At 41.2% G+C, this 19,541-nt stretch carries 18 protein-coding genes; 6 read left to right on the top strand and 12 right to left on the bottom strand.

Translation table 11 applies throughout. The features are described from left to right. Positions 1 to 31: 31 nt before the first annotated feature. Together ribD and nrdR are read right to left on the bottom strand one after the other, a co-directional pair. Positions 32 to 1,153 (bottom strand): bifunctional diaminohydroxyphosphoribosylaminopyrimidine deaminase/5-amino-6-(5-phosphoribosylamino)uracil reductase RibD, encoded by a 1,122-nt coding sequence (gene ribD / locus ABWV72_RS14435; RefSeq protein ID WP_353371383.1) that lies wholly within the window; start codon positions 1,151 to 1,153, stop codon positions 32 to 34. Positions 1,154 to 1,185: 32 nt separating this feature from the next. Then, complete coding sequence (gene nrdR / locus ABWV72_RS14430; RefSeq protein ID WP_216050037.1) at positions 1,186 to 1,641, bottom strand: transcriptional regulator NrdR; 456 nt, start codon at positions 1,639 to 1,641, stop codon at positions 1,186 to 1,188. Between the two features lie 68 nt (positions 1,642 to 1,709). Between nrdR and ABWV72_RS14425 the strand changes: the two genes are divergently transcribed. After that, positions 1,710 to 2,183 (top strand): DUF6265 family protein, encoded by a 474-nt coding sequence (locus ABWV72_RS14425; RefSeq protein WP_303499512.1) that lies wholly within the window; start codon positions 1,710 to 1,712, stop codon positions 2,181 to 2,183. 15 nt (positions 2,184 to 2,198) lie between these two features. Here the strand turns inward: ABWV72_RS14425 and ABWV72_RS14420 are convergent, their stop codons facing one another. The 3 genes from ABWV72_RS14420 to ABWV72_RS14410 form a co-directional block, all read right to left on the bottom strand. Beyond that, complete coding sequence (locus tag ABWV72_RS14420; protein ID WP_303499513.1) at positions 2,199 to 2,597, bottom strand: rhodanese-like domain-containing protein; 399 nt, start codon at positions 2,595 to 2,597, stop codon at positions 2,199 to 2,201. A gap of 142 nt (positions 2,598 to 2,739) precedes the next feature. Beyond that, positions 2,740 to 3,996, bottom strand: coding sequence for a serine hydroxymethyltransferase (gene glyA, locus ABWV72_RS14415; protein ID WP_216050034.1), 1,257 nt, complete (start codon positions 3,994 to 3,996; stop codon positions 2,740 to 2,742). A gap of 219 nt (positions 3,997 to 4,215) precedes the next feature. Continuing rightward, a complete protein-coding gene (locus ABWV72_RS14410) occupies positions 4,216 to 5,208 on the bottom strand; it encodes a Gfo/Idh/MocA family protein (protein ID WP_353371380.1) in 993 nt (330 codons plus the stop codon). Positions 5,209 to 5,420: 212 nt separating this feature from the next. Between ABWV72_RS14410 and ettA the strand changes: the two genes are divergently transcribed. From ettA to ABWV72_RS14395, 3 genes are all read left to right on the top strand, one after another. Next, the gene (ettA, locus tag ABWV72_RS14405; RefSeq protein ID WP_216050032.1) at positions 5,421 to 7,088 is read left to right on the top strand and encodes an energy-dependent translational throttle protein EttA; all 1,668 of its coding nucleotides are present in this window, start codon (positions 5,421 to 5,423) and stop codon (positions 7,086 to 7,088) included. 115 nt (positions 7,089 to 7,203) lie between these two features. Beyond that, positions 7,204 to 7,557, top strand: coding sequence for a PilZ domain-containing protein (locus ABWV72_RS14400; protein ID WP_216050031.1), 354 nt, complete (start codon positions 7,204 to 7,206; stop codon positions 7,555 to 7,557). A gap of 163 nt (positions 7,558 to 7,720) precedes the next feature. Then, a complete protein-coding gene (locus ABWV72_RS14395) occupies positions 7,721 to 8,599 on the top strand; it encodes a GGDEF domain-containing response regulator (protein WP_353371377.1) in 879 nt (292 codons plus the stop codon). Positions 8,600 to 8,615: 16 nt separating this feature from the next. On the opposite strand, the gene radA is transcribed toward ABWV72_RS14395, so the two are convergent. Beyond that, positions 8,616 to 9,980 carry a DNA repair protein RadA gene (gene radA, locus ABWV72_RS14390; RefSeq protein ID WP_353371375.1) on the bottom strand — a complete coding sequence of 455 codons (1,365 nt, stop codon included), beginning with the start codon at positions 9,978 to 9,980 and terminating at the stop codon, positions 8,616 to 8,618. Between the two features lie 137 nt (positions 9,981 to 10,117). On the opposite strand from radA, the gene ABWV72_RS14385 reads away from it, so the two are divergent. Both ABWV72_RS14385 and suhB read left to right on the top strand, forming a co-directional pair. After that, positions 10,118 to 12,625, top strand: a complete 2,508-nt coding sequence (locus tag ABWV72_RS14385) for a PilZ domain-containing protein (RefSeq protein ID WP_353371373.1) — start codon at positions 10,118 to 10,120, stop codon at positions 12,623 to 12,625. A 133-nt stretch (positions 12,626 to 12,758) separates the two neighbouring features. Continuing rightward, entirely contained in the window at positions 12,759 to 13,532 is a 774-nt protein-coding gene (gene suhB, locus ABWV72_RS14380) for an inositol-1-monophosphatase (protein ID WP_353371371.1), read from the top strand. A gap of 273 nt (positions 13,533 to 13,805) precedes the next feature. Here the strand turns inward: suhB and secF are convergent, their stop codons facing one another. The 6 genes from secF to ABWV72_RS14350 form a co-directional block, all read right to left on the bottom strand. Beyond that, entirely contained in the window at positions 13,806 to 14,747 is a 942-nt protein-coding gene (secF, locus tag ABWV72_RS14375; protein ID WP_216050026.1) for a protein translocase subunit SecF, read from the bottom strand. A 9-nt stretch (positions 14,748 to 14,756) separates the two neighbouring features. Beyond that, positions 14,757 to 16,601 carry a protein translocase subunit SecD gene (gene secD, locus ABWV72_RS14370; RefSeq protein WP_216050025.1) on the bottom strand — a complete coding sequence of 615 codons (1,845 nt, stop codon included), beginning with the start codon at positions 16,599 to 16,601 and terminating at the stop codon, positions 14,757 to 14,759. Between the two features lie 61 nt (positions 16,602 to 16,662). Next, a complete protein-coding gene (gene yajC, locus ABWV72_RS14365) occupies positions 16,663 to 16,995 on the bottom strand; it encodes a preprotein translocase subunit YajC (protein WP_216050024.1) in 333 nt (110 codons plus the stop codon). A gap of 21 nt (positions 16,996 to 17,016) precedes the next feature. Further along, positions 17,017 to 18,129, bottom strand: a complete 1,113-nt coding sequence (tgt, locus tag ABWV72_RS14360; protein ID WP_216050023.1) for a tRNA guanosine(34) transglycosylase Tgt — start codon at positions 18,127 to 18,129, stop codon at positions 17,017 to 17,019. Positions 18,130 to 18,300: 171 nt separating this feature from the next. Further along, positions 18,301 to 19,341: a tRNA preQ1(34) S-adenosylmethionine ribosyltransferase-isomerase QueA gene (queA, locus tag ABWV72_RS14355; protein WP_353371367.1), complete on the bottom strand. Its 1,041-nt coding sequence runs from the start codon at positions 19,339 to 19,341 to the stop codon at positions 18,301 to 18,303. A gap of 9 nt (positions 19,342 to 19,350) precedes the next feature. After that, a partial coding sequence (locus ABWV72_RS14350; protein ID WP_353371365.1) for a hypothetical protein occupies positions 19,351 to 19,541 on the bottom strand: 191 nt, incomplete at its 5' end.

Below are 19,541 nucleotides of genomic sequence, written 5' to 3'. Positions count from 1 at the left end.
CCGATATTTGCAAAAATTTCAATTGAGTCAGTTATTTAAAATGTGCGACCATTTTCAAATCATTACCGACCATACGAACAGTGGACCATCGTAACATTTTAGCTTGATTCATTTGTGTCAGTTCATCCATCACAAACAAATTTTGACCTTTATCCCCCAATAGTTTGGGCGCTTGATATAAAATCAACTCATCAACTAAGTCTTGTTGAACTAACGCCCCTGCAAGCCGGCCACCAGCCTCTACCCAAACTTCATTTAATTGTCTTTCAGACAAAATTTGTAACATGGCCTGTAAATCAAGTTTATTGCCTAGGCTATTTATTTGGACTTGTTCTACGCTGGCTCTTATTGAAGGGTTATGTTTGCGATTTATAATTAGATTTCGACCATCAAGATCAAACATTTTTAAATTATCAGTAAGTTGGTTTTTACCATCTAAAATAATTCGCAGGGGTTGCCGAAGTTCAGATTCAGTTATCCACGTTTTGGCATGACTTAATTCGTTATATCTTACATTTAGACTTGGATTATCGGCTAAAACCGTTCCGGAACCAGACAATATGGCGCAGCTCCTAGCTCGATGTTCTTGCACATCAGAGCGCGCCGCCGCCCCTGTAATCCATTGACTATGACCATTCGCTAATGCTGTTTTACCATCAAGGCTTGCGGCTAGTTTCACTGTGAGCCACGGACGATTATATTTCATCCGTTTTATAAAACCGCGATTTAATAGTTCAGCCTGCTCTGTCATTAGACCATGGGAGACATCGATACCTTGTTCAGATAAACGTTTTAATCCACTTCCCGCGACCTTCGGGTTGGGATCAACCATAGCAGCAACCACACGTTTCACACCGGCGTAAATTAACGCATCAGCGCAAGGAGGAGTTTTGCCAAAATGACTACAAGGCTCTAAAGTAACATAAGCGGTCGCGCCTAGTGCTTTGTCACCTGCTTGTTTAAGAGCATGTACTTCAGCATGAGGAGTGCCTGCTTTATGGTGCCATCCTTGACCTAGTACATCCCCATTTTGATTCGCAATAACACAGCCGACATTGGGATTTGGTGTCGTAGTAAATTGACCTTTGCTGGCCAACTTTAGAGCGATGCTCATCAAATGATGGTCTAAATTTGAAAAATTATAGGCAGACATTTTGTACCAATTTCGCTAAGCGGATAAAAAAATTAAGGCTTTTCACCTAATTTGGCAATTTCTTCACCAAACTCACGAATATCTTCGAATGAACGGTAAACCGATGCAAAACGCACGTAGGCGACTTTATCTAGCTCTTTGAGCGCATCCATGATCAAGCTGCCCAAGAATTCGCTGCTAATTTCCCGCTCTCCTGTTGCGCGCAAAGATGACTTCAACTGACTAATACAATGTTCCACTTTTTCAGTGCTTACGGGGCGTTTCTCTAATGCTCGCAATAAACCAGCGCGCAATTTATCTTCATTAAACGGCTCTCTTGAACCGTCGCGCTTAACCACTCTAGGCATCACTAACTCTGCAATTTCAAAGGTAGTAAAGCGCTCATGACAAGCGGTGCACTCTCGTCTGCGGCGCACCTGATGACCTTCGGCAACCAATCGGGAATCGATAACTTTAGTTTCTTGTTCAGAGCAGAAAGGACAAAACATAGACTTATTTTCTTTTCACTATCTACAGATGCTCGCTAAACTAGCATAAAAAAGTCAAAAGGTGATATATGCAACGTCTAATTTATCTATTATCAATAGTGATAATTATATTTAATGCGCACGTAGAGGCTGCTGATTCGAAATGTGTTTCCCTAACCCAACTGCAATGGCTTGTGGGGAACTGGCAAACGACGCCTGATGGCAATACCCAAGAAAGTTGGTTGAAAATAAGCGACGACACCTTAACAGGAACAGGCAGCAGCCGAGATGCATCAGGAAAACTCCAGCAACAAGAAAGTATGCGTTTAGTACAAATGCAAACAGAGATATTTTATTTAGCAAAAGTTGGCCACAATAGCTTACCAGTGGCCTTTAGAGCGAAAAACTGCACAGCAAATACCGTTACCTTTGAAAATCCAAATCACGATTTTCCAAAGCAAATAGAATATTTACGTACGGAAAACACCCTGTTAGTAAATGTATCAGGTAACAATGGCAGAGGGTTTAAGGTGCACTACCAATTAAAACCAAGTGCCAATTAGTCTTTGGCCAGTGATTTACTCTTCAGTGACTAATTCAAATCCTTCGTCTAACCAACCAGTTACCCCACCAATGAGTTTTTTCACTGGTCGCCCCAATTCAGCTAATTTAAGAGCGGCCTTGTCAGCGCCATTGCAATGAGGGCCAGCACAATACACCACAAATAAGGTTTCATTAGGGTAAGTTTGGATTGTCTCAGAGTTGATGTTTTTGTGGGGTAAGTTTATCGCGTTGGGTAAATGGCCTTGTTTGAAAAGCACTAAACTTCGCACATCCAACAACACAAAATCTTGACGGTTATTGCTGATGGCAAAATGTGTATCCCAACAATCCGTTTCTAAACTTAATAAGTGTGCAAAATGGGCCTTTGCGATGTCAGCTGACGCGGCAGGTATTCGTGATACTACTGATGACATATATTACTCCTCTAACAAAAGTGAGTTTTATTATCAGCAACTTAAGGGCAAAGGCAAAGTAGCTAGTAAGCCAATATTCGATGATTCTAAGACAAAAAAAGCCGCTGATAAACAGCGGCTATATGTAGCAGAGTGTTAGAAATTAACCGTAAACGGGGAATTTCTCACATAATTCAATCACTTCTTTTTTAACTCTAGCAATAGTTTCCGCACTTTCAATATCATCAAGCACATCACTAATCCAATTTGCCACTTGTTTAGCTTCCTGTTCGCCAAACCCGCGACGGGTAATTGCTGGAGAGCCAATACGCAAGCCACTGGTTACAAAAGGAGAGCGAGGATCATTTGGTACCGAATTTTTGTTGACTGTGATATTGGCACTACCCAATGCAGCATCGGCATCTTTACCAGTAATATCTTTATCAATTAAATCCAACAAAAACAGATGGTTATCTGTTCCATCCGAAACAATTTTATAGCCACGCTCTTGCATTACGCTAACCATAGCTTTGGCATTTACGACAACTTGCTTTTGATATTCTTTAAATTCTGGTTCTAGGGCTTCTTTAAAGGCAACTGCTTTTGCTGCAATCACGTGACACAAAGGACCACCTTGATTACCCGGAAATACAGAACTATTCAATTTTTTGTAAATAGTTTCGTCACCACAAGCAGATAGAATCAATCCACCACGAGGACCAGCTAACGTTTTATGGGTAGTAGTGGTTACGACATGTGCATGGGGTAATGGATTAGGATAAATCCCAGCAGCCACCAAACCAGCAACATGCGCCATATCAACCAACAAGAAAGCACCCACTTTATCGGCAATCTCACGGAACTTCTGCCAATCAACAATACCTGAATATGCAGAGAAGCCACCAATAATCATTTTCGGTTTATGCTCAAGTGCTAAATCTTCCACTTGCTGCATATCAATTTCGCCAGTCGCTTCATTTAGACCATACTGAACAGCATTATAGGTTTTGCCTGAAAAGCTAACATGTGCACCGTGAGTAAGGTGTCCACCATGAGCTAGACTCATTCCTAGAACGGTATCCCCAGCGTCAAGTAACGCCATAAAGACAGCAGAGTTTGCTTGCGATCCTGAATGCGGTTGTACATTGGCATACTCAGCACCAAATAGCTGTTTGGCTCGCTCAATCGCTAAATCTTCTGCGATATCAACATACTCACATCCACCGTAGTAACGCTTGTGAGGGTATCCTTCTGCGTATTTGTTGGTAAGTTGAGAACCTTGGGCTTCCAAAACTCGCGGACTACAATAATTTTCCGAGGCAATAAGCTCGATGTGATGCTCTTGGCGTTGAGTTTCTTTTACGATCGCATCGTATAACTCGGGGTCAAAGTCAGCAATATTCATGTTACGTTTCAGCATGGTGTCTCCTCAACAACTCGGCACAACGTTCAGGTGATAACGCATAATTTCACCTTCGCAGGGATAAAAAATGAGCGCTTATTCTAGTCATTTTGATCGTTTTGTACATACTTTTACTGAAAAATGATCCAAACCCTTAAGTATAATTTATACCTGTTAGAGAGGGCTATTGTGATTATTTACGAGAATCTAAACTGTTGCCCAAATACGGCTGAATATTTAATCAACAGACTCGATAAATTCTGGAAACCTTAGATTTATTTGTTGGCGAATCGCATCTAAGGTGAGCATCACACTGAGACTGTCTGCATGGTTCATTCTAGAATCGCAAGAACGCCCCAGTAATATTGACTCCATGGTTGATTCGATTTGATATTCAAAGCCATTAACTGGATGAGGGAAATCCAAGGTTTGTTGCAATTTTTCATTTTTGAATAATTGCGCTTGCCGTCCGTTCCAAAAATATGCCGGCAAAGAAATGTAACCATCTTTTCCATGAATGCTCATAACATTGGAGCATTGGGCAGCCATGGTACAGGTAAATTGACTAATGACGCCGGACGGATAAGTTAAATTCACCGCTGTATTGTGATCAATTCCATCTTTGTTTATTTTGGCTGTTGCCTGTATCTCAGATGGATTTTCGGCTAACAAATACTGACTCAAACTAACACTGTAAATTCCCAGGTCCAATAAGGCTCCGCCAGCCAACGCAGGATCGGATATACGGTGATTTTCTAGGTCTGAAAAAGCAAAACCAATTTGCGAAGTAATATATTCAACCTCACCAATTTGTTGTTGTTCTATCCACTCTTTAACCTGTTCAAAGCACGGCATGAAGCGGCTCCACATAGCCTCTTGAAATACACATTGATGTTGTTGAGAAAGACTTATCAATTGCTTAGTTTGCTGGGCATTTACCGTAAGCGGTTTCTCCATCAACACGTGTTTCCCAGCCATTAGGCACGCTTTGGCTAACGGAAAATGATGGGAATGTGGAGTGGCAATGTAGACCACATCAACGTTTGGATCGGCAATTAAAGCGTGATAATCATCAAATGTCACAGGCGCGCGATATTGCTCTGCAAACGCTTTGGCACGATCAATATTTCGACTTGCCACAGCATATAATATTCCTTGAACCGAACTTGCTAGTGCCGTAGCAAATTGATGGGCTATGACCCCTGGTCCAATAAGACCCCAATTCAACATAACTATTCCTAATTTCATTTCCGTTAAATTTATTCTGCAGAAGGTAAATAAAAATACAAGGGGCAAAGCGATAGTTTTAAACACGAAAACGATTCAACTAACTAGTACTTATCAGCAAATACCGTAATCTGTGGCAAAAAATATCACATCAGCATTGGACTGTGGCTCGGTCTGGATTACACTAATGTTTTACCCTTTATTAAATCGGTACTATGGCACAATACGTATATAGCATGCACAGAGTGGGCAAGATTGTCCCACCCAATAGACACATACTTAAAAACATTTCATTGAGTTTTTTCCCGGGCGCTAAAATTGGCGTTTTAGGTTTAAACGGCGCAGGTAAATCAACATTACTGCGCATTATGGCTGGAATTGACAAAGATATAGAAGGGGAAGCTAGGCCTTCTCCAGAGCTAAAAATTGGCTACCTCCCCCAAGAACCCCAATTAGATGAAAGTAAAGATGTGCGCGGTAATATTGAAGAAGCCGTTGCAGACGTTGCCCACGCTATTAAACGCTTAGATGAAGTCTACGCTGAATATGCAGAAGAAAACGCAGACTTCGATGCCTTGGCAAAAGAACAAGGCCAATTAGAAGCAATAATTCAAGCCAAAGACGGCCATAATCTGGAGAATTCTTTAGAACGAGCTGCAGATGCACTTCGTCTACCACCTTGGGATGCAGATGTAAGTAAATTGTCTGGTGGTGAAAGACGACGAGTGGCTCTGTGTCGGTTATTATTAGAAAAGCCTGACATGCTGCTTCTTGATGAGCCTACTAACCACTTGGATGCTGAATCAGTCGCTTGGCTCGAGCGTTTCTTACACGACTATGAAGGCACAGTAGTGGCGATTACCCATGACCGCTACTTCCTTGATAATGTCGCAGGTTGGATATTAGAACTTGACCGCGGCGAAGGTATTCCGTGGGAAGGTAATTACTCCTCTTGGCTTGAACAAAAAGACCAGCGTCTTGCCCAAGAAGAGCGCACAGAAAGCGCCCGTCAAAAATCCATTAAACAAGAATTAGAGTGGGTTCGTTCAAACCCCAAAGGCCGTCAAGCCAAAAGCAAAGCAAGAATGGCTAGGTTTGACGAATTGACCACTGGTGATTACCAGAAGCGTAATGAAACCAATGAGTTGTTTATTCCGCCCGGTGAGCGGCTAGGCGACAAAGTTATTGAAGTTACGGGGTTATCTAAGTCTTATGGAGATCGACTGTTAATCGATAATTTATCTTTTAGCATGCCAAAAGGCGCGATTGTCGGCATTATTGGCCCTAACGGTGCAGGTAAATCAACCCTGTTTCGTATGCTCACCGGACAAGAGCAGCCGGATTCGGGAGAAATCGTTTTAGGCGATACAGTGCAACTGGCAAGTGTCGAACAGTTTCGCGATCATATGAACGAGAAAAACACCGTTTACAAAGAGATATCCGATGACTCGGATATTATCCGAATTGGTAATTTCGAACTAAACAGTCGAGCATATTGTAGTCGTTTTAACTTTAAAGGTACTGACCAACAGAAATTTATTAAAGATCTCTCTGGTGGTGAACGTAATCGAGTTCATTTAGCGAAATTGCTTAAAGCAGGTGGCAACGTACTTCTGTTAGATGAACCAACCAACGACCTAGATGTTGAAACCTTGAGAGCCTTGGAAAATGCAATTTTGGAATTCCCTGGTTGTGCTATGGTTATTTCCCATGACCGTTGGTTTCTAGACAGAGTGGCCACTCACATTATGGATTACCGTGATGAGGGAAAAATCAACTTCTATGAAGGTAATTACACCGATTACGAAGCTTGGTTAAAAGAAACCCTTGGAGAAGATGTGGTAGAACCCCACAGACTTAAATACAAGAAAATCAGTAAATAGTCAGTTAGACGCGCGAATATCAGTGTGTGAATGATGTGTCCGGGTAAAATCTTGGGCGCATTCACACGCTTTTTATGCTTAACTATGGCCATTGATGGCAACTTTGGGACTTACTATGGAAAAACGTCAATTTAACCGCGTTGATTTTTCAGCGCCAGCCATTTTGTTCCAACAAAATCGTCATTGGCAAACTAGCATTATTGATATTTCTTTAAATGGCGCACTTATTGGATATCCCGATGAATTTGAGGCTGACCTAGAGCAAGAATTTGAACTCAATATAGAGATCGAAGGAACTAACCAAGTAATTAAAATGTTTGGTGAAATCGTGCATTGTGCAAATCATTGTTTAGGCTTTCATATTAAATGTATGGACATAGACAGCATTTCAGATTTACGCAGGTTAGTTGAACTAAATTTAGGTGATGCTTCACTGCTGCAAAGAGACATAACTTCTTTGGTTTCTTAATCCTAAGTATAATAAACATTAGTATAAATTTTATGTACACTCTTGGTACTTAACATACCCAGCTCAAAAACGAACTTTATATAAGTGTTTTGTTGAAAAGCTTAAGACAGGAGTTTGAGTTATCTTCAAAGTAGTTGACAAATTATTTGAAAAAGAGAAAGTTTTGATTCTGATAGTGGAAGATGAACCAATTAGTGCATTAATTGCAGCTAAAGCGCTTTCAGATAATTTTATAACCCATCATGCAGCCTCTGGGCAAGAAGCTTTAGACTTTTGCAGCCATAGGCTACCTGACATCATATTGATGGATATCAACATGCCCGTTATGGACGGTTTGACTGCGTGTAGAAAGCTAAAAGAAAGCGAAAGCACGCAAGAGATCCCGATCATTTTTGTTAGCTCCCACAACTCGCCAGAAGCAGAAGATGAATGCTGGGAAGCAGGATGCACCGACTTTATAACCAAACCTTTTTCTGTGACCACACTGCGGCATAGAGTCAATTCACATTTAGCCGCTAAATTAATGGCGGATAAACTTACGCGATTGGCTACTGTCGATGGATTAACAGAGGTGCAAAATCGACACTATTTTGATGGCTTTTTGGGCAATCAGATGAAGCTGTGCACGCGAATGAAACATCATATTGGATTAATCCTAATCGATATCGATAATTTTAAGCTTTATAACGACACTTACGGTCATATCAAGGGAGATTATTGTTTACGGGCAGTAGCAGATGCATTGGGTAAAGTTTTAAAACGTCCCACAGACTGTCTAGCCAGATACGGAGGCGAGGAATTTGCGATAGTGCTGCCTCATACTGATTTGAGCGGCGTACAATATATTGCCGATAGCATGCTTAACGCTGTTCGAAACTTGAATTTACCACATAAGCTATCGAGTTTTAGTCGGATAACAATCAGTGCAGGCGGTATCTGTCTTTCTCCTCAGGATCTAACCCCGAATGAACTTATCCAAAAAGCAGATCAAAAATTATATGCAGCGAAAGATGCAGGCCGTGATCAATTCATTATTGAGTAGGCCTGCATAGACTCCACTATAACGCCTCTAATGCTTCAGATAATCGCGAAACCGCTACGACTTCAATGCCCGGAATCACCTGTTTAGGTTTGTTTCCTTTAGGTACGATTGCTCGCTTAAAGCCATGTTTGGCAGCCTCTTGAATACGTTCAGTTCCATTTGGTACCGGACGTATTTCGCCCGCTAACCCTACCTCACCAAACGCAATAAGCTCTCGCGATAGAGTATGATTCCTAAAACTGGATATCATTGCCAACAACAGGGCTAAATCGACACTGGTTTCGGCTATACGCACCCCTCCGACGACATTGACAAACACATCTTGATCATTCATTTGCACGTTGCCGTGTCGATGTAAAACCGCAAGTAACATAGCCAAACGATTAGCTTCAGTGCCCACCGCGATACGTTTAGGATTTGCCATTTGAGAATAATCGACCAACGCCTGAATCTCCACCAACAAAGGACGGGTTCCTTCCCAAACCACCATTACAATGCTGCCTGGTGATTGTTGCTCTTCGCGACTCAAGAAGATGGCAGATGGATTGCTTACTTCTTTCAATCCCTTATCTGTCATCGCGAACACACCCAACTCATTTACTGCGCCAAAACGATTTTTATTACCTCGTAATGTTCGGTATCGGCTATCACTTTCGCCTTCGAGCATCATTGAACAGTCAATGCAGTGTTCCAATACCTTAGGGCCTGCCAAATTGCCTTCTTTGGTTACATGCCCCACTAAAAACATGGCAATGTGATGTTGTTTAGCAAAACGTGTGAGAAAAGCTGCACTTTCGCGCACCTGAGAAACACTGCCCGGTGCAGATTGAATATCACTCACATGCATAACCTGTATAGAGTCAATCACCATGATGTCTGGTTTATGTACTAATGCTAATTCACAAATCGTTTCGACATTGGTTTCGGCTAGCACTTTTAATTTCGAAGTAGGTAATCCTAAACGTTGAGCGCGCATCGCAACTTGTTGCAACGATTCTTCGCCGGTCACATAAAGCGTATTCCGTCCTTGAGCCAAGTGACACATTACTTGCAATAATAAGGTACTTTTACCCGCTCCAGGAGAACCACCAATAAGCATTGCTGCACCAGGCACAACACCGCCTCCGAGTACTCGGTCTAGCTCTTTAAAACCAGCACTAAAGCGCGGCAGCGCTTGTAAGTCTATTTTATCTAAGGTTTCGACCTTGGCATGAGTTTGCCCTGCATAACCTTTTAAATTTCGTTCTGGTGAATGTTTGTCAGAACTGAGAACCACTTCAGAAATAGTGTTCCATGCCTGACAATCGTTACATTGTCCTTGCCAGCGAGGGAACTCTGCTCCACAATCGGTACATACAAAAGCAATTTTACGTTTAGCCATAAGTTGTTGAACTACATTAAATTAGGGCTAGTTGAGTAAATCAACTAAACCGGTAAGTTGGGATCAAAGGTTATTTATTCGTTGCCGATAAAAGAATATCATAACGACGCCTTAACCATAGCGAACATTTGATTGGCATGAGTCAAGATTTAGAAAAGTACCACGACATTATAGAACAGTTAAAACCAATGATAAATGAACCTGAATTTAATCAGGTTCTATCGCAGGTGGCTTCAGGCATCCCCAAACAAAAACGTTTTTTAATTAAAATGGAATTAAAGCGCCTATCCCGCCCCTGCCTGCGGCTTATCGATCTCAGAGGACAAGTGGCCGGTGACTGTCGAGAATTTACCTATCAAGATAAAACCCACTTTCTAGATGATACTGCCATTGATGTGTTCGAAAAGCAGGTACGGCTTTTTGGTGAGTATACCATGGGCGTTTATGAGGCGGTCAAAAATACCGAAAACAGTTATCGAGTTATTTATCAAAAGCAAAGAGAAGAAGCTGAGAAAGAAGGGGTCGTAGTAGAAGAACGAAAACCCCACCATGCTGAAGTTCTGCGCTTTGGTGAATATGCAAAACGCAGTGAAGAGCGGATGAATTTTGCGGTGAATATTGAGTTGTTTACCGAGTTGAATAAGAGCATCCAAGCGACTACCATTGACGTTTCAGTGAGTGGTTTAAAAGTGAAAGTAGCCAACGAACATCTGTTCAAAGTTGGCGAACGTATAACAGTCCAATTCAGAGGCTTGGAAGGCGAATACACTATTGATCGGAAGGTTGGGGTTGGTTACAACATAGTCGATGTAGAAAACAGTCAGCGCGAACAACGTATTTCATTACAGAAGAATGATGAGCATGCTCCCCACTCCTTTAAAGATTTTTTTGAAAAGTTTATCCATGGCAATAAACGTCGCTATAAAGTAAATATGGACAACACGCTCACGGCGATACATTTAAAAACCTACGAGCAGTATTTCATTCCCAATGTCACCTCTGTGCCGATTTATATCGAAAAAATAAACAATATCTATGTTCCCAAATACGCATTAATTAATGACAGTAATAAAGACCCATTATATTACTGGAGCGATGAGTTATTTGAGCTGCGTTTAGGTTATGTTTTAGGACATCAACGTATTGCACGGCTGTTAACCTTGCCTGAGCACTTTCAGGAAACCATTGTGTATTCTTTTAATCACGTTAAAGATGACAAAGTTTACTTTTATTCAGCCACCCAAGAAGAATTGTTTGAGCGTCCTGATTTAATGAAGGTTTTCATTGGTTATGGCGGCAGAAAAGCCAGTTGGCGGGTTTTCAAATTACAAATTACAAACCTAGATTTAAATCAGGTACACATGCCACTGTCTTTGCCCGACACTGTCAGCAGTGCTGTGAAGCGTCAAAATCATCCACCGGCACCAAGATTAATGTCGCGCCTTAAAAATGTCAGACATATCGCCCTATTAACAGATATAACCGATGAAGTGGGCACCCAAAATTACGAAAAAATCCCCATTCGCCGTGGCGAAATATCACAGCTTAAAGTGTTTGGGCATCCTCGAAACAAACTGCCACCAGCGGTGCAAATGTTTCGATTTAAATACCATAACCAACGCAAAGAAACTCGCTATCAACTGCGCACAAAAGTGCAATTAAATTTTGGTGACATGACCATCGAAGGAAGCAGTGAAGATGTGTCTACACGAGGAATGCGCGTTGAGTTGAATGACTTTTTCCATGGCGAAGAAAACGATCTCGTGAAACTCAGTTTCCCGCTACTACAAAATGTCACCAAAAAATTTAACCTTGCCAACTTACCATACAAAGTGAAAGGCATTTCATACGATCGAAACGTACTGCATTTACAAGCTGTAGTAGATTCGGTTAACAAGACGGCACAACGCTTTTTTGACGAGCTGATACGCAATAACCGAGGCAAATTAAAGGCCCATAGTGAAGAAGAGGAAATTCCAGGGATGGGCTCAGCATTGCGCAATCTGTTTGCTAAGAATGTGCTCAATACCGCCTTTTTTATCCGTAAAGAAGGGATTGATTTTCTACCTGATGCGATAGTTACTAGCAATCCGAATAGTCGGTTAAATAATCTATTGGCTTTTGATGCTGAAAGCGGCCAATACAATATGCATTTTTTATATTCAACTTACGGCGTTGAACTCGACTTTATTCAGTACACCTTGAAAAAGATCAAAACAAATAACAAACCTGTAATGCGAGAAATATTTGTTGCCTTCGACCCAAGCCGTGAATTCATCAATGAGGCAATTAAGAGCCGTTTTTCAGATCAGTTTCATGGTGATAAAGAACGCAAAAACTTCATTAATCAAGCACGCGAATCGGGCCAATTTATAGCGGTTAAAGTATTTTTAGCCAGAGCAGGACGGCCTGATATTGAACGATTGCAAGCAGAAATTAGTTACGTAGGTATTTACGCAATACATCGTGCCAAAATACTCGAAGAACAACTTTGGAATATTATTGGCGTAGGTGATTTGATCGATGTCACCGACGAAGTGATGATTCGACATAACTTTAGCCAGCAACAGATTTTTGATAACCAACAGATGCCGGCTTATCACAAGGTAAATTCCGACAAAATCGAAGATTTGTTAAAGGCCTAGCCGACACTAATACTAGAATTTGATTGCATCTGCAGGTAAAACTGGTAGACTGCGCGGCGAAATTTTGTGCGGTTTTGAAAGTGATAATTGTTCAAGACTGCTCGTCCGTTCTTTTAAAAATTGGTGGTAACTTATGCATCCTATGCTGAATATTGCGGTGCGCGCTGCTCGCGCTGCTGGAAATGTGATAACTCGTGGTTTTGAAAATCGTAATGATTTGTTGTTAGAAAAAAAAGGTGAGAACGACTTTGTCACCAAAATCGACAAAGAAGCCGAAAAAGTCATTATTGAAAAAATTCAGCAATCTTTCCCAGAACACTCATTTCTAGGTGAAGAAGGCGGCATAGTTGAAGGCAGTGACGAATTTAAATGGATCATTGACCCACTCGACGGTACTACTAATTTTATCAAAGGCATTCCTCACTTTGCCGTTTCAATAGCACTCATGCACAAAGGCCGAATCGATCAGGCAGTGGTATTTGATCCAATTCGCGGTGAACTTTTTACTGCAAGTAAAGGGGCCGGAGCACAATTAAATGGTTTCAGAATTCGTACCGGAAAAGCAAAAGACTTAAACAATACTGTGCTAGCGACGGCTTTCCCTTTTAAAACGAAAGAAACTTCAGACGATGCCATTCAGCGTTTTTCAAATATTTTTAAACAGTGTGGTGATGTGCGCCGTTGTGGTTCTGCCGCATTGGATTTAGCGTATGTTGCTGCCGGCCGTTACGATGGTTACTGGGAGCGTGGTATCAAACCTTGGGATGTTGCCGCGGGTGAACTCTTAGTGCGTGAATCTGGTGGATTAGTTACCGATTATAAAGGCGGAAACGATCCCCTTGATAAAGGCGAAATAGTCGCGGGTAACCCTCGTGTTGTTCAGTCATTGGTAAGACATTTGAAATAGTTGCCGCTGTATTGACTAAAAGATTGTTATAGTTTGGTCTTTTATCTATGTGAAAAGGAAGCGCTTAGCTTCCTTTTTTAATGGCTTGAGTTTATTAAACCTCATATACCCCCAGCCGCGTTCAGCCATGTAACTGAGTAGATGTTCCCCCTTCATCTGTCGTTTAAAGGCTGAATACCTTACCTTTACATGTATGGAAATAATCGCGACGCTGGCAGCTAAATTTGAGGCATAAAAAAGCCGGGATAAACCCGGCTTTCGAAACAGAAAAGACTAAGGAAGAGGGTCTAGATCCGCACCTTCTTTTTCTACTACTGTAGGCATTAAATCTTCGCGACTTATTCCCAGCATTAATGCCACCAGACTTGCCACATAAATTGAAGAATAAGTACCGATTATCACACCAAACAATAACGCCGTTGCAAAACCATGTATCAATGCCCCACCTTTATAAAATAACGCCATTAATACTAAAATAGTGGTTAATGAAGTAATAATTGTGCGGTTAAGGGTCTGCGTCAAAGATGTATTAATGATATCGATCGGCTCACCTTTACGAATTTTACGGAAGTTTTCACGGATACGATCCGAAACAACAATAGTATCATTCAATGAATAACCGATAACCGCCAATACCGCAGCCATAACCGTTAGGTCAAATTCAAGCTGCAATACCGAGAATAAACCCAAGGTTAAAATGACATCGTGGGCCAAAGCGATAACTGAACCCAATGCAAATCGCCACTCAAATCGCATAGCCACGTAAATCAGAATACAGATCAACGCGACTAACATTGCAAGACCGCCCTGCTCTGTCAGTTCTTCCCCCACATTTGGCCCAACAAACTCAATCCGGCGCATGTCAACGTTATCACCGCCTGCACGTAAAGTGCTAAGAACCTGATCGCCCACTTCTTCAGCTTTTACACCTTCACGAGGAGCTAGACGGATCAACACATCTTCACTACTACCAAAGTTTTGCACAATGGCGTCACCAAAATCTGCAGCTTCGAGTTGCTGTCGAATTTGGTTTAATTCTGCAGGTTTATCGTAGCCTACTTCAATCAATGTACCGCCGGTGAAATCTAATCCCCAATTAAGCTGATTAACCCCTAAAGATACCAATGAACCAATAATGAGTATTCCCGATATAATCATGGCGGGAATGCGCATTGACATAAAATCAATACTTTCTTTTAATTTAAAAAATCGCATGTCCCGCTCCTAAATCGACAATTTCTGAAGACGTCTACCACCCCAAACACCGTTCACTATCACACGGGTTAGAATAATGGCTGTAAACATCGAAGTAGCTATACCTATCATTAACGTGATAGAGAAGCCTTTAATTGGACCAGTACCTACTGCGAATAAGATGATAGCAGCAATGAAGGTGGTTATATTCGCATCCAAGATAGTTGAAAATGCGCTGTCATAACCATGATGAATGGCTTGTTGAGGACTTCTGCCCTCGCGCATTTCTTCCCGTATCCTTTCAAAGATCAAGACATTAGCATCTACAGCCATACCAACTGTTAATACAATTCCAGCCATTCCTGGTAGAGTCAAAGTTGCCCCAGGTATCATTGACATCACACCAACAATCATCACTAAGTTCGCTGCTAGTGCAACGTTTGCAACCAAACCAAACGCGCGGTAGTAAAACAGCATGAATGACAGTACTAAACTAAAGCCCCAAAGGATGGCTTGCATGCCAAGATTGATATTTTCTTGTCCTAAACTTGGACCTACCGTGCGTTCTTCGACGATGGAAATAGGTGCTATCAAAGCCCCCGCCCGTAAAAGCAATGACAAGTCACGAGCTTCTTTGGGTGAGTCTAGGCCGGTAATTTCAAAGCGACTGCCTAATTGAGCGCGAATAGTAGCAACACTGACGACTTCTCTCTCAGGAACAAATATTAGTTTGCCTTTCTCATTTTTCTCGCCAGTTGCTTGATATTCAATAAATACGGTTGCCATTGGCTTACCAATATTACCTTTAGTCGCCAAAGACATTTTACTGCCACCAGCAGAATCTAAAGAAATGGATACTTTTGGCATACCGTATTCATCGACACCAGCATTCGCATCAATGATATGGCTACCTTCTAACATCACTTTTTTAAGTAGTAATTGTGGAACACCTTGTTGGTCTTCTACAATTTCAGAACCTGGAGGAATACGACCATTTAAAGCATCACGAATGTCATGCTCTTGATCTAGCATTTTAAATTCTAGGGTAGCTGTGGCATTTAATATTTCTTTTGCCCGAGCCGTATCTTGAATACCGGGTAATTGAACAACAATGCGATCTGCACCTTGACGCTGAATAACCGGTTCAGCAACACCAAGTTGGTTTACCCTGTTGCGCATTATGGTGATATTTTGTTTTACTGCATAATCCCGAATCTCAGACAGTTTCTGCTCTGACATTTTGGCCACTAAAATCAAATCACCTTGATCAACAACAGTAATATCACGATTGCGATTTCTGAGGAAAAATTCGGCTTTTTCTAATGTTTCTTGATCACGAAAACGCACATGAACAGATTCATCGACAATACTCACTCGTGAATAACGAATCTTCTCTTCACGTAAAGAGGTTTTAAAATCCCCTTCCATGTCTGTCAATGACTTGGTGATTACAGAGTTCATATCCACTTCCATCAAAAAGTGAACACCACCACGTAAATCTAGACCTAATTTCATTGGTGTACCGCCTAAGCTGTCCAACCAATCAGGAGTATCAGGGGCTAAATTCATCGCTACTGTGTAGTCTTTGCCTAGTGATTCGGCGAGGGTTTCATTAGCTAATCTTTGTGCACTGTCATCGTAAAGACGAACCAATATTTGCTCATTTTCAAGTACAATCGACTTTTTTTCGATACCTGCATCGGCTAAGTCTTGATTGACTTTATCTACCAAAGACAAATCTAGAACTGCATCACGACCAGCAGATATTTGCACTGCATAATCTTCACCATAAAGATTAGGGGAAGCGTATAACGCGCAAACGGCAACGACCATCAACACTAAAATGTACTTCCACAGGGGAGTTTTATTTAACACTTGCTATTCCTTTCCTACTTAAACGAAAAAGGCAAACTACCGTTTGCCGTTTTCAATTTAGTTAGATTGATTTCATTGTACCTTTAGGTAGCACAGCTGTAACTGCGCCTTTTTGAATCACGATATTTGTACTGTCATTTAACGAAATCTCAATAAAGTCCTTTTCTTCAGAAACTTTTGAAACTTTGCCAACCATACCGCCTTGAGTAAGGACTTCGTCACCTTTACCAATAGAGGCAACTAGGTTTTTATGTTCTTTAACCCGTTTCGCCTGTGGACGATACAGCATGAAATAGAAGATTAATCCGAAAACACCCAATAAAATAAGCATTTCAAAGCCACCGCCTTGTGCGCCAGCGTCTTGTGCATAAGCATTAGAAATAAAAAAACTCATAAATTCCTCATATATTTTTAGTTATAAAGCCGGTACCGGCATGTCTTTTTGTGCGTAAAATTGTTCAACAAACTGATCAAGTTTTTGTTCAGCAATGGCATCACGTAAACCTTGCATAACTCTTTGATAGTAACGCAAGTTATGAATGGTGTTTAATCTTGCACCGAGTATCTCATTACATTTGTCCAAGTGATGTAAATATGACCGTGAATAATTTTTACAAGTATAACAGTCACATTTCTCATCTAAAGGCCCTGTATCTGTTTTATGTTTCGCGTTACGTATCTTAATGACACCATCGGTAACAAATAAATGACCATTGCGCGCGTTACGTGTAGGCATAACACAATCGAACATGTCAATTCCACGTCGTACGGCTTCAACAATGTCTTCTGGTCGCCCTACACCCATTAAATAACGTGGCTTTTCAGCAGGTATTTTATCTGCGGTATGATCCAAAACACGAATCATATCCTCTTTCGGCTCGCCAACAGATAATCCGCCGATGGCATAACCATCGAAACCGATATCTTCAAGACCTTTCAAAGATTGATCCCGCAGACCTTCGTACATACCGCCTTGAATAATACCGAATAATGCCGACGGGTTACCTTCATGGGCCTGTTTGCTGCGTTTAGCCCAGCGTAAGGACAATTCCATTGAACGTCGAGCTTCAGGTTCAGTGGCTGGATAAGGGGTACATTCGTCAAAAATCATAACGATATCGGAACCCAAATCCCGTTGTACTTCCATGGATTTTTCAGGAGTAAGGAGAATTTTCTCGCCATTAATTGGTGATCTAAAAGTCACACCTTCTTCAGTGATTTTACGTAAATCTCCCAAACTAAATACTTGAAAGCCGCCACTGTCAGTCAGAATCGGCTTATCCCAATGCATAAAGTCATGTAAATCACCATGTTGCTTCATGATTTCAGTACCAGGACGTAACATCAAATGAAAGGTATTACCTAGACAAATATGTGCACCGGTTTCTTCTAGCTCTTCCGGTGTCATGCCTTTAACCGTGCCATAGGTGCCCACGGGCATAAATGCAGGCGTTTCAACAATGCCTCGGTCAAACACTAATCTACCGCGGCGAGCTTTACCATCGGTTGTATCTAATTCAAATTTCATTTTTAACCTTTTAAAATTTCTGCATACCGGAAAACAGTCCAGTGCTGAAAAACAGCGGGGATTATAAAGGAATAATGAGCAAGCTGAAATCATCTAAGGGAGATTTCAGCTTGAAAGTTACATTAATAAGCGAAAAGGAAGGATTTATATCTCAAATTTCAACAGTAACAGCTAAGATTTTTCGATAAACATAGCATCACCGTAACTAAAAAACCGATATTCGTTAGTAATTGCTTGCTGATAAGCATTCATCACGTTTTCTCTACCAGCAAAAGCACTAATCAACATAATTAAGGTTGACTCTGGTAAATGGAAGTTGGTCAACATGGCATCCACTATTTCGAATTGATAACCGGGATAAATAAAGATATCGGTATCTTCAAAAAAGGCTGTTAATGGTTTACCTTTTTTAATGGTTGCAGCAGCGGCAGACTCCAATGAACGAACAGATGTAGTTCCCACGGCAATAACACGTTTGCCTTTTGATTTAGTTTCGTTAATTGCATCGACAACATCTTGAGCGACTTCTGCATATTCAGAATGCATATGATGATCTTGAATATTATCGACGCGCACTGGTTGAAAGGTACCCGCCCCTACGTGCAGCGTAACAAAAGCAGTATTTACACCTTTTTGTTTTAGCGCCTCGATAGTTGCTTCATCAAAGTGCAGGCCTGCCGTAGGCGCAGCAACGGCACCAGGTTTTTCAGAGTAAACGGTCTGATAACGTTCTTTATCTGAATCTTCATCGGGTCGATCGATATAAGGTGGAAGCGGCATATGCCCAAACTTTTCCAGTAAACTGAGCACAGGTTCATCATTTACAACGTTTAATTCGAATAATTGCTCATGACGAGTCACCATTTCCATTTGAATATGTTCTTCTAATATTAGAAGCGCTCCCGGTTTTGGTGACTTACTAGATTTAACATGGGCTAAAACCGTATTTTCATCGATAATTCGCTCAACCAACACTTCTACTTTTCCGCCGGTTGACTTTTTCCCTAACAAACGCGCGGGGATCACTCGGGTATTATTAAAAATAAGTAAATCACCTTCATCTATAAAATCGATGAAAGTAGAAAAATGAGTGTGTTTTAAACCTCCATTCTTACCATCTAAACACAGTAATTTACTGGCGGTTCTTTGTTCTGTAGGGTATCGAGCGATTAGCCGCTCAGGTAAATCAAAATGGAAATCAGATAGTTTCATGAAGTTTGGTTAGCCCAACTGTAAGTTAATATTAATTATTTTACGTATTAAAAAATATACCTGCAACGCTTTCTCTATACCCTGCTTCCCTTGAGTTATAGCCGTCATAGTATAAATTATAATCACATTAAAGATTTCGATGTTTCTCCCAAACATAGTTTTTTGCTCAGCAGCCCTAGCTGGGCTTTTTTTTGTGTGTT

It is taken from the genome of Aliiglaciecola sp. NS0011-25, assembly GCF_040370605.1.
In the GTDB taxonomy this organism is placed as follows: domain Bacteria; phylum Pseudomonadota; class Gammaproteobacteria; order Enterobacterales; family Alteromonadaceae; genus Aliiglaciecola; species Aliiglaciecola lipolytica_A.
Note: the sequence above shows the minus strand (reverse complement) of the source record. Positions and strands in the feature narration are given on the sequence as shown.

Bases quoted from the DNA above. Each gene is read 5' to 3' on its own strand.
- ribD (WP_353371383.1), bottom strand. From the start codon at position 1,153: ATGTCTGCCTATAATTTTTCAAATTTAGACCATCATTTGATGAGCATC.
- nrdR (WP_216050037.1), bottom strand. From the start codon at position 1,641: ATGTTTTGTCCTTTCTGCTCTGAACAAGAAACTAAAGTTATCGATTCC.
- ABWV72_RS14425 (WP_303499512.1), top strand. From the start codon at position 1,710: ATGCAACGTCTAATTTATCTATTATCAATAGTGATAATTATATTTAAT.
- ABWV72_RS14420 (WP_303499513.1), bottom strand. From the start codon at position 2,597: ATGTCATCAGTAGTATCACGAATACCTGCCGCGTCAGCTGACATCGCA.
- glyA (WP_216050034.1), bottom strand. From the start codon at position 3,996: ATGCTGAAACGTAACATGAATATTGCTGACTTTGACCCCGAGTTATAC.
- ABWV72_RS14410 (WP_353371380.1), bottom strand. From the start codon at position 5,208: ATGTTGAATTGGGGTCTTATTGGACCAGGGGTCATAGCCCATCAATTT.
- ettA (WP_216050032.1), top strand. From the start codon at position 5,421: ATGGCACAATACGTATATAGCATGCACAGAGTGGGCAAGATTGTCCCA.
- ABWV72_RS14400 (WP_216050031.1), top strand. From the start codon at position 7,204: ATGGAAAAACGTCAATTTAACCGCGTTGATTTTTCAGCGCCAGCCATT.
- radA (WP_353371375.1), bottom strand. From the start codon at position 9,980: ATGGCTAAACGTAAAATTGCTTTTGTATGTACCGATTGTGGAGCAGAG.
- ABWV72_RS14385 (WP_353371373.1), top strand. From the start codon at position 10,118: ATGAGTCAAGATTTAGAAAAGTACCACGACATTATAGAACAGTTAAAA.
- suhB (WP_353371371.1), top strand. From the start codon at position 12,759: ATGCATCCTATGCTGAATATTGCGGTGCGCGCTGCTCGCGCTGCTGGA.
- secF (WP_216050026.1), bottom strand. From the start codon at position 14,747: ATGCGATTTTTTAAATTAAAAGAAAGTATTGATTTTATGTCAATGCGC.
- yajC (WP_216050024.1), bottom strand. From the start codon at position 16,995: ATGAGTTTTTTTATTTCTAATGCTTATGCACAAGACGCTGGCGCACAA.
- tgt (WP_216050023.1), bottom strand. From the start codon at position 18,129: ATGAAATTTGAATTAGATACAACCGATGGTAAAGCTCGCCGCGGTAGA.
- queA (WP_353371367.1), bottom strand. From the start codon at position 19,341: ATGAAACTATCTGATTTCCATTTTGATTTACCTGAGCGGCTAATCGCT.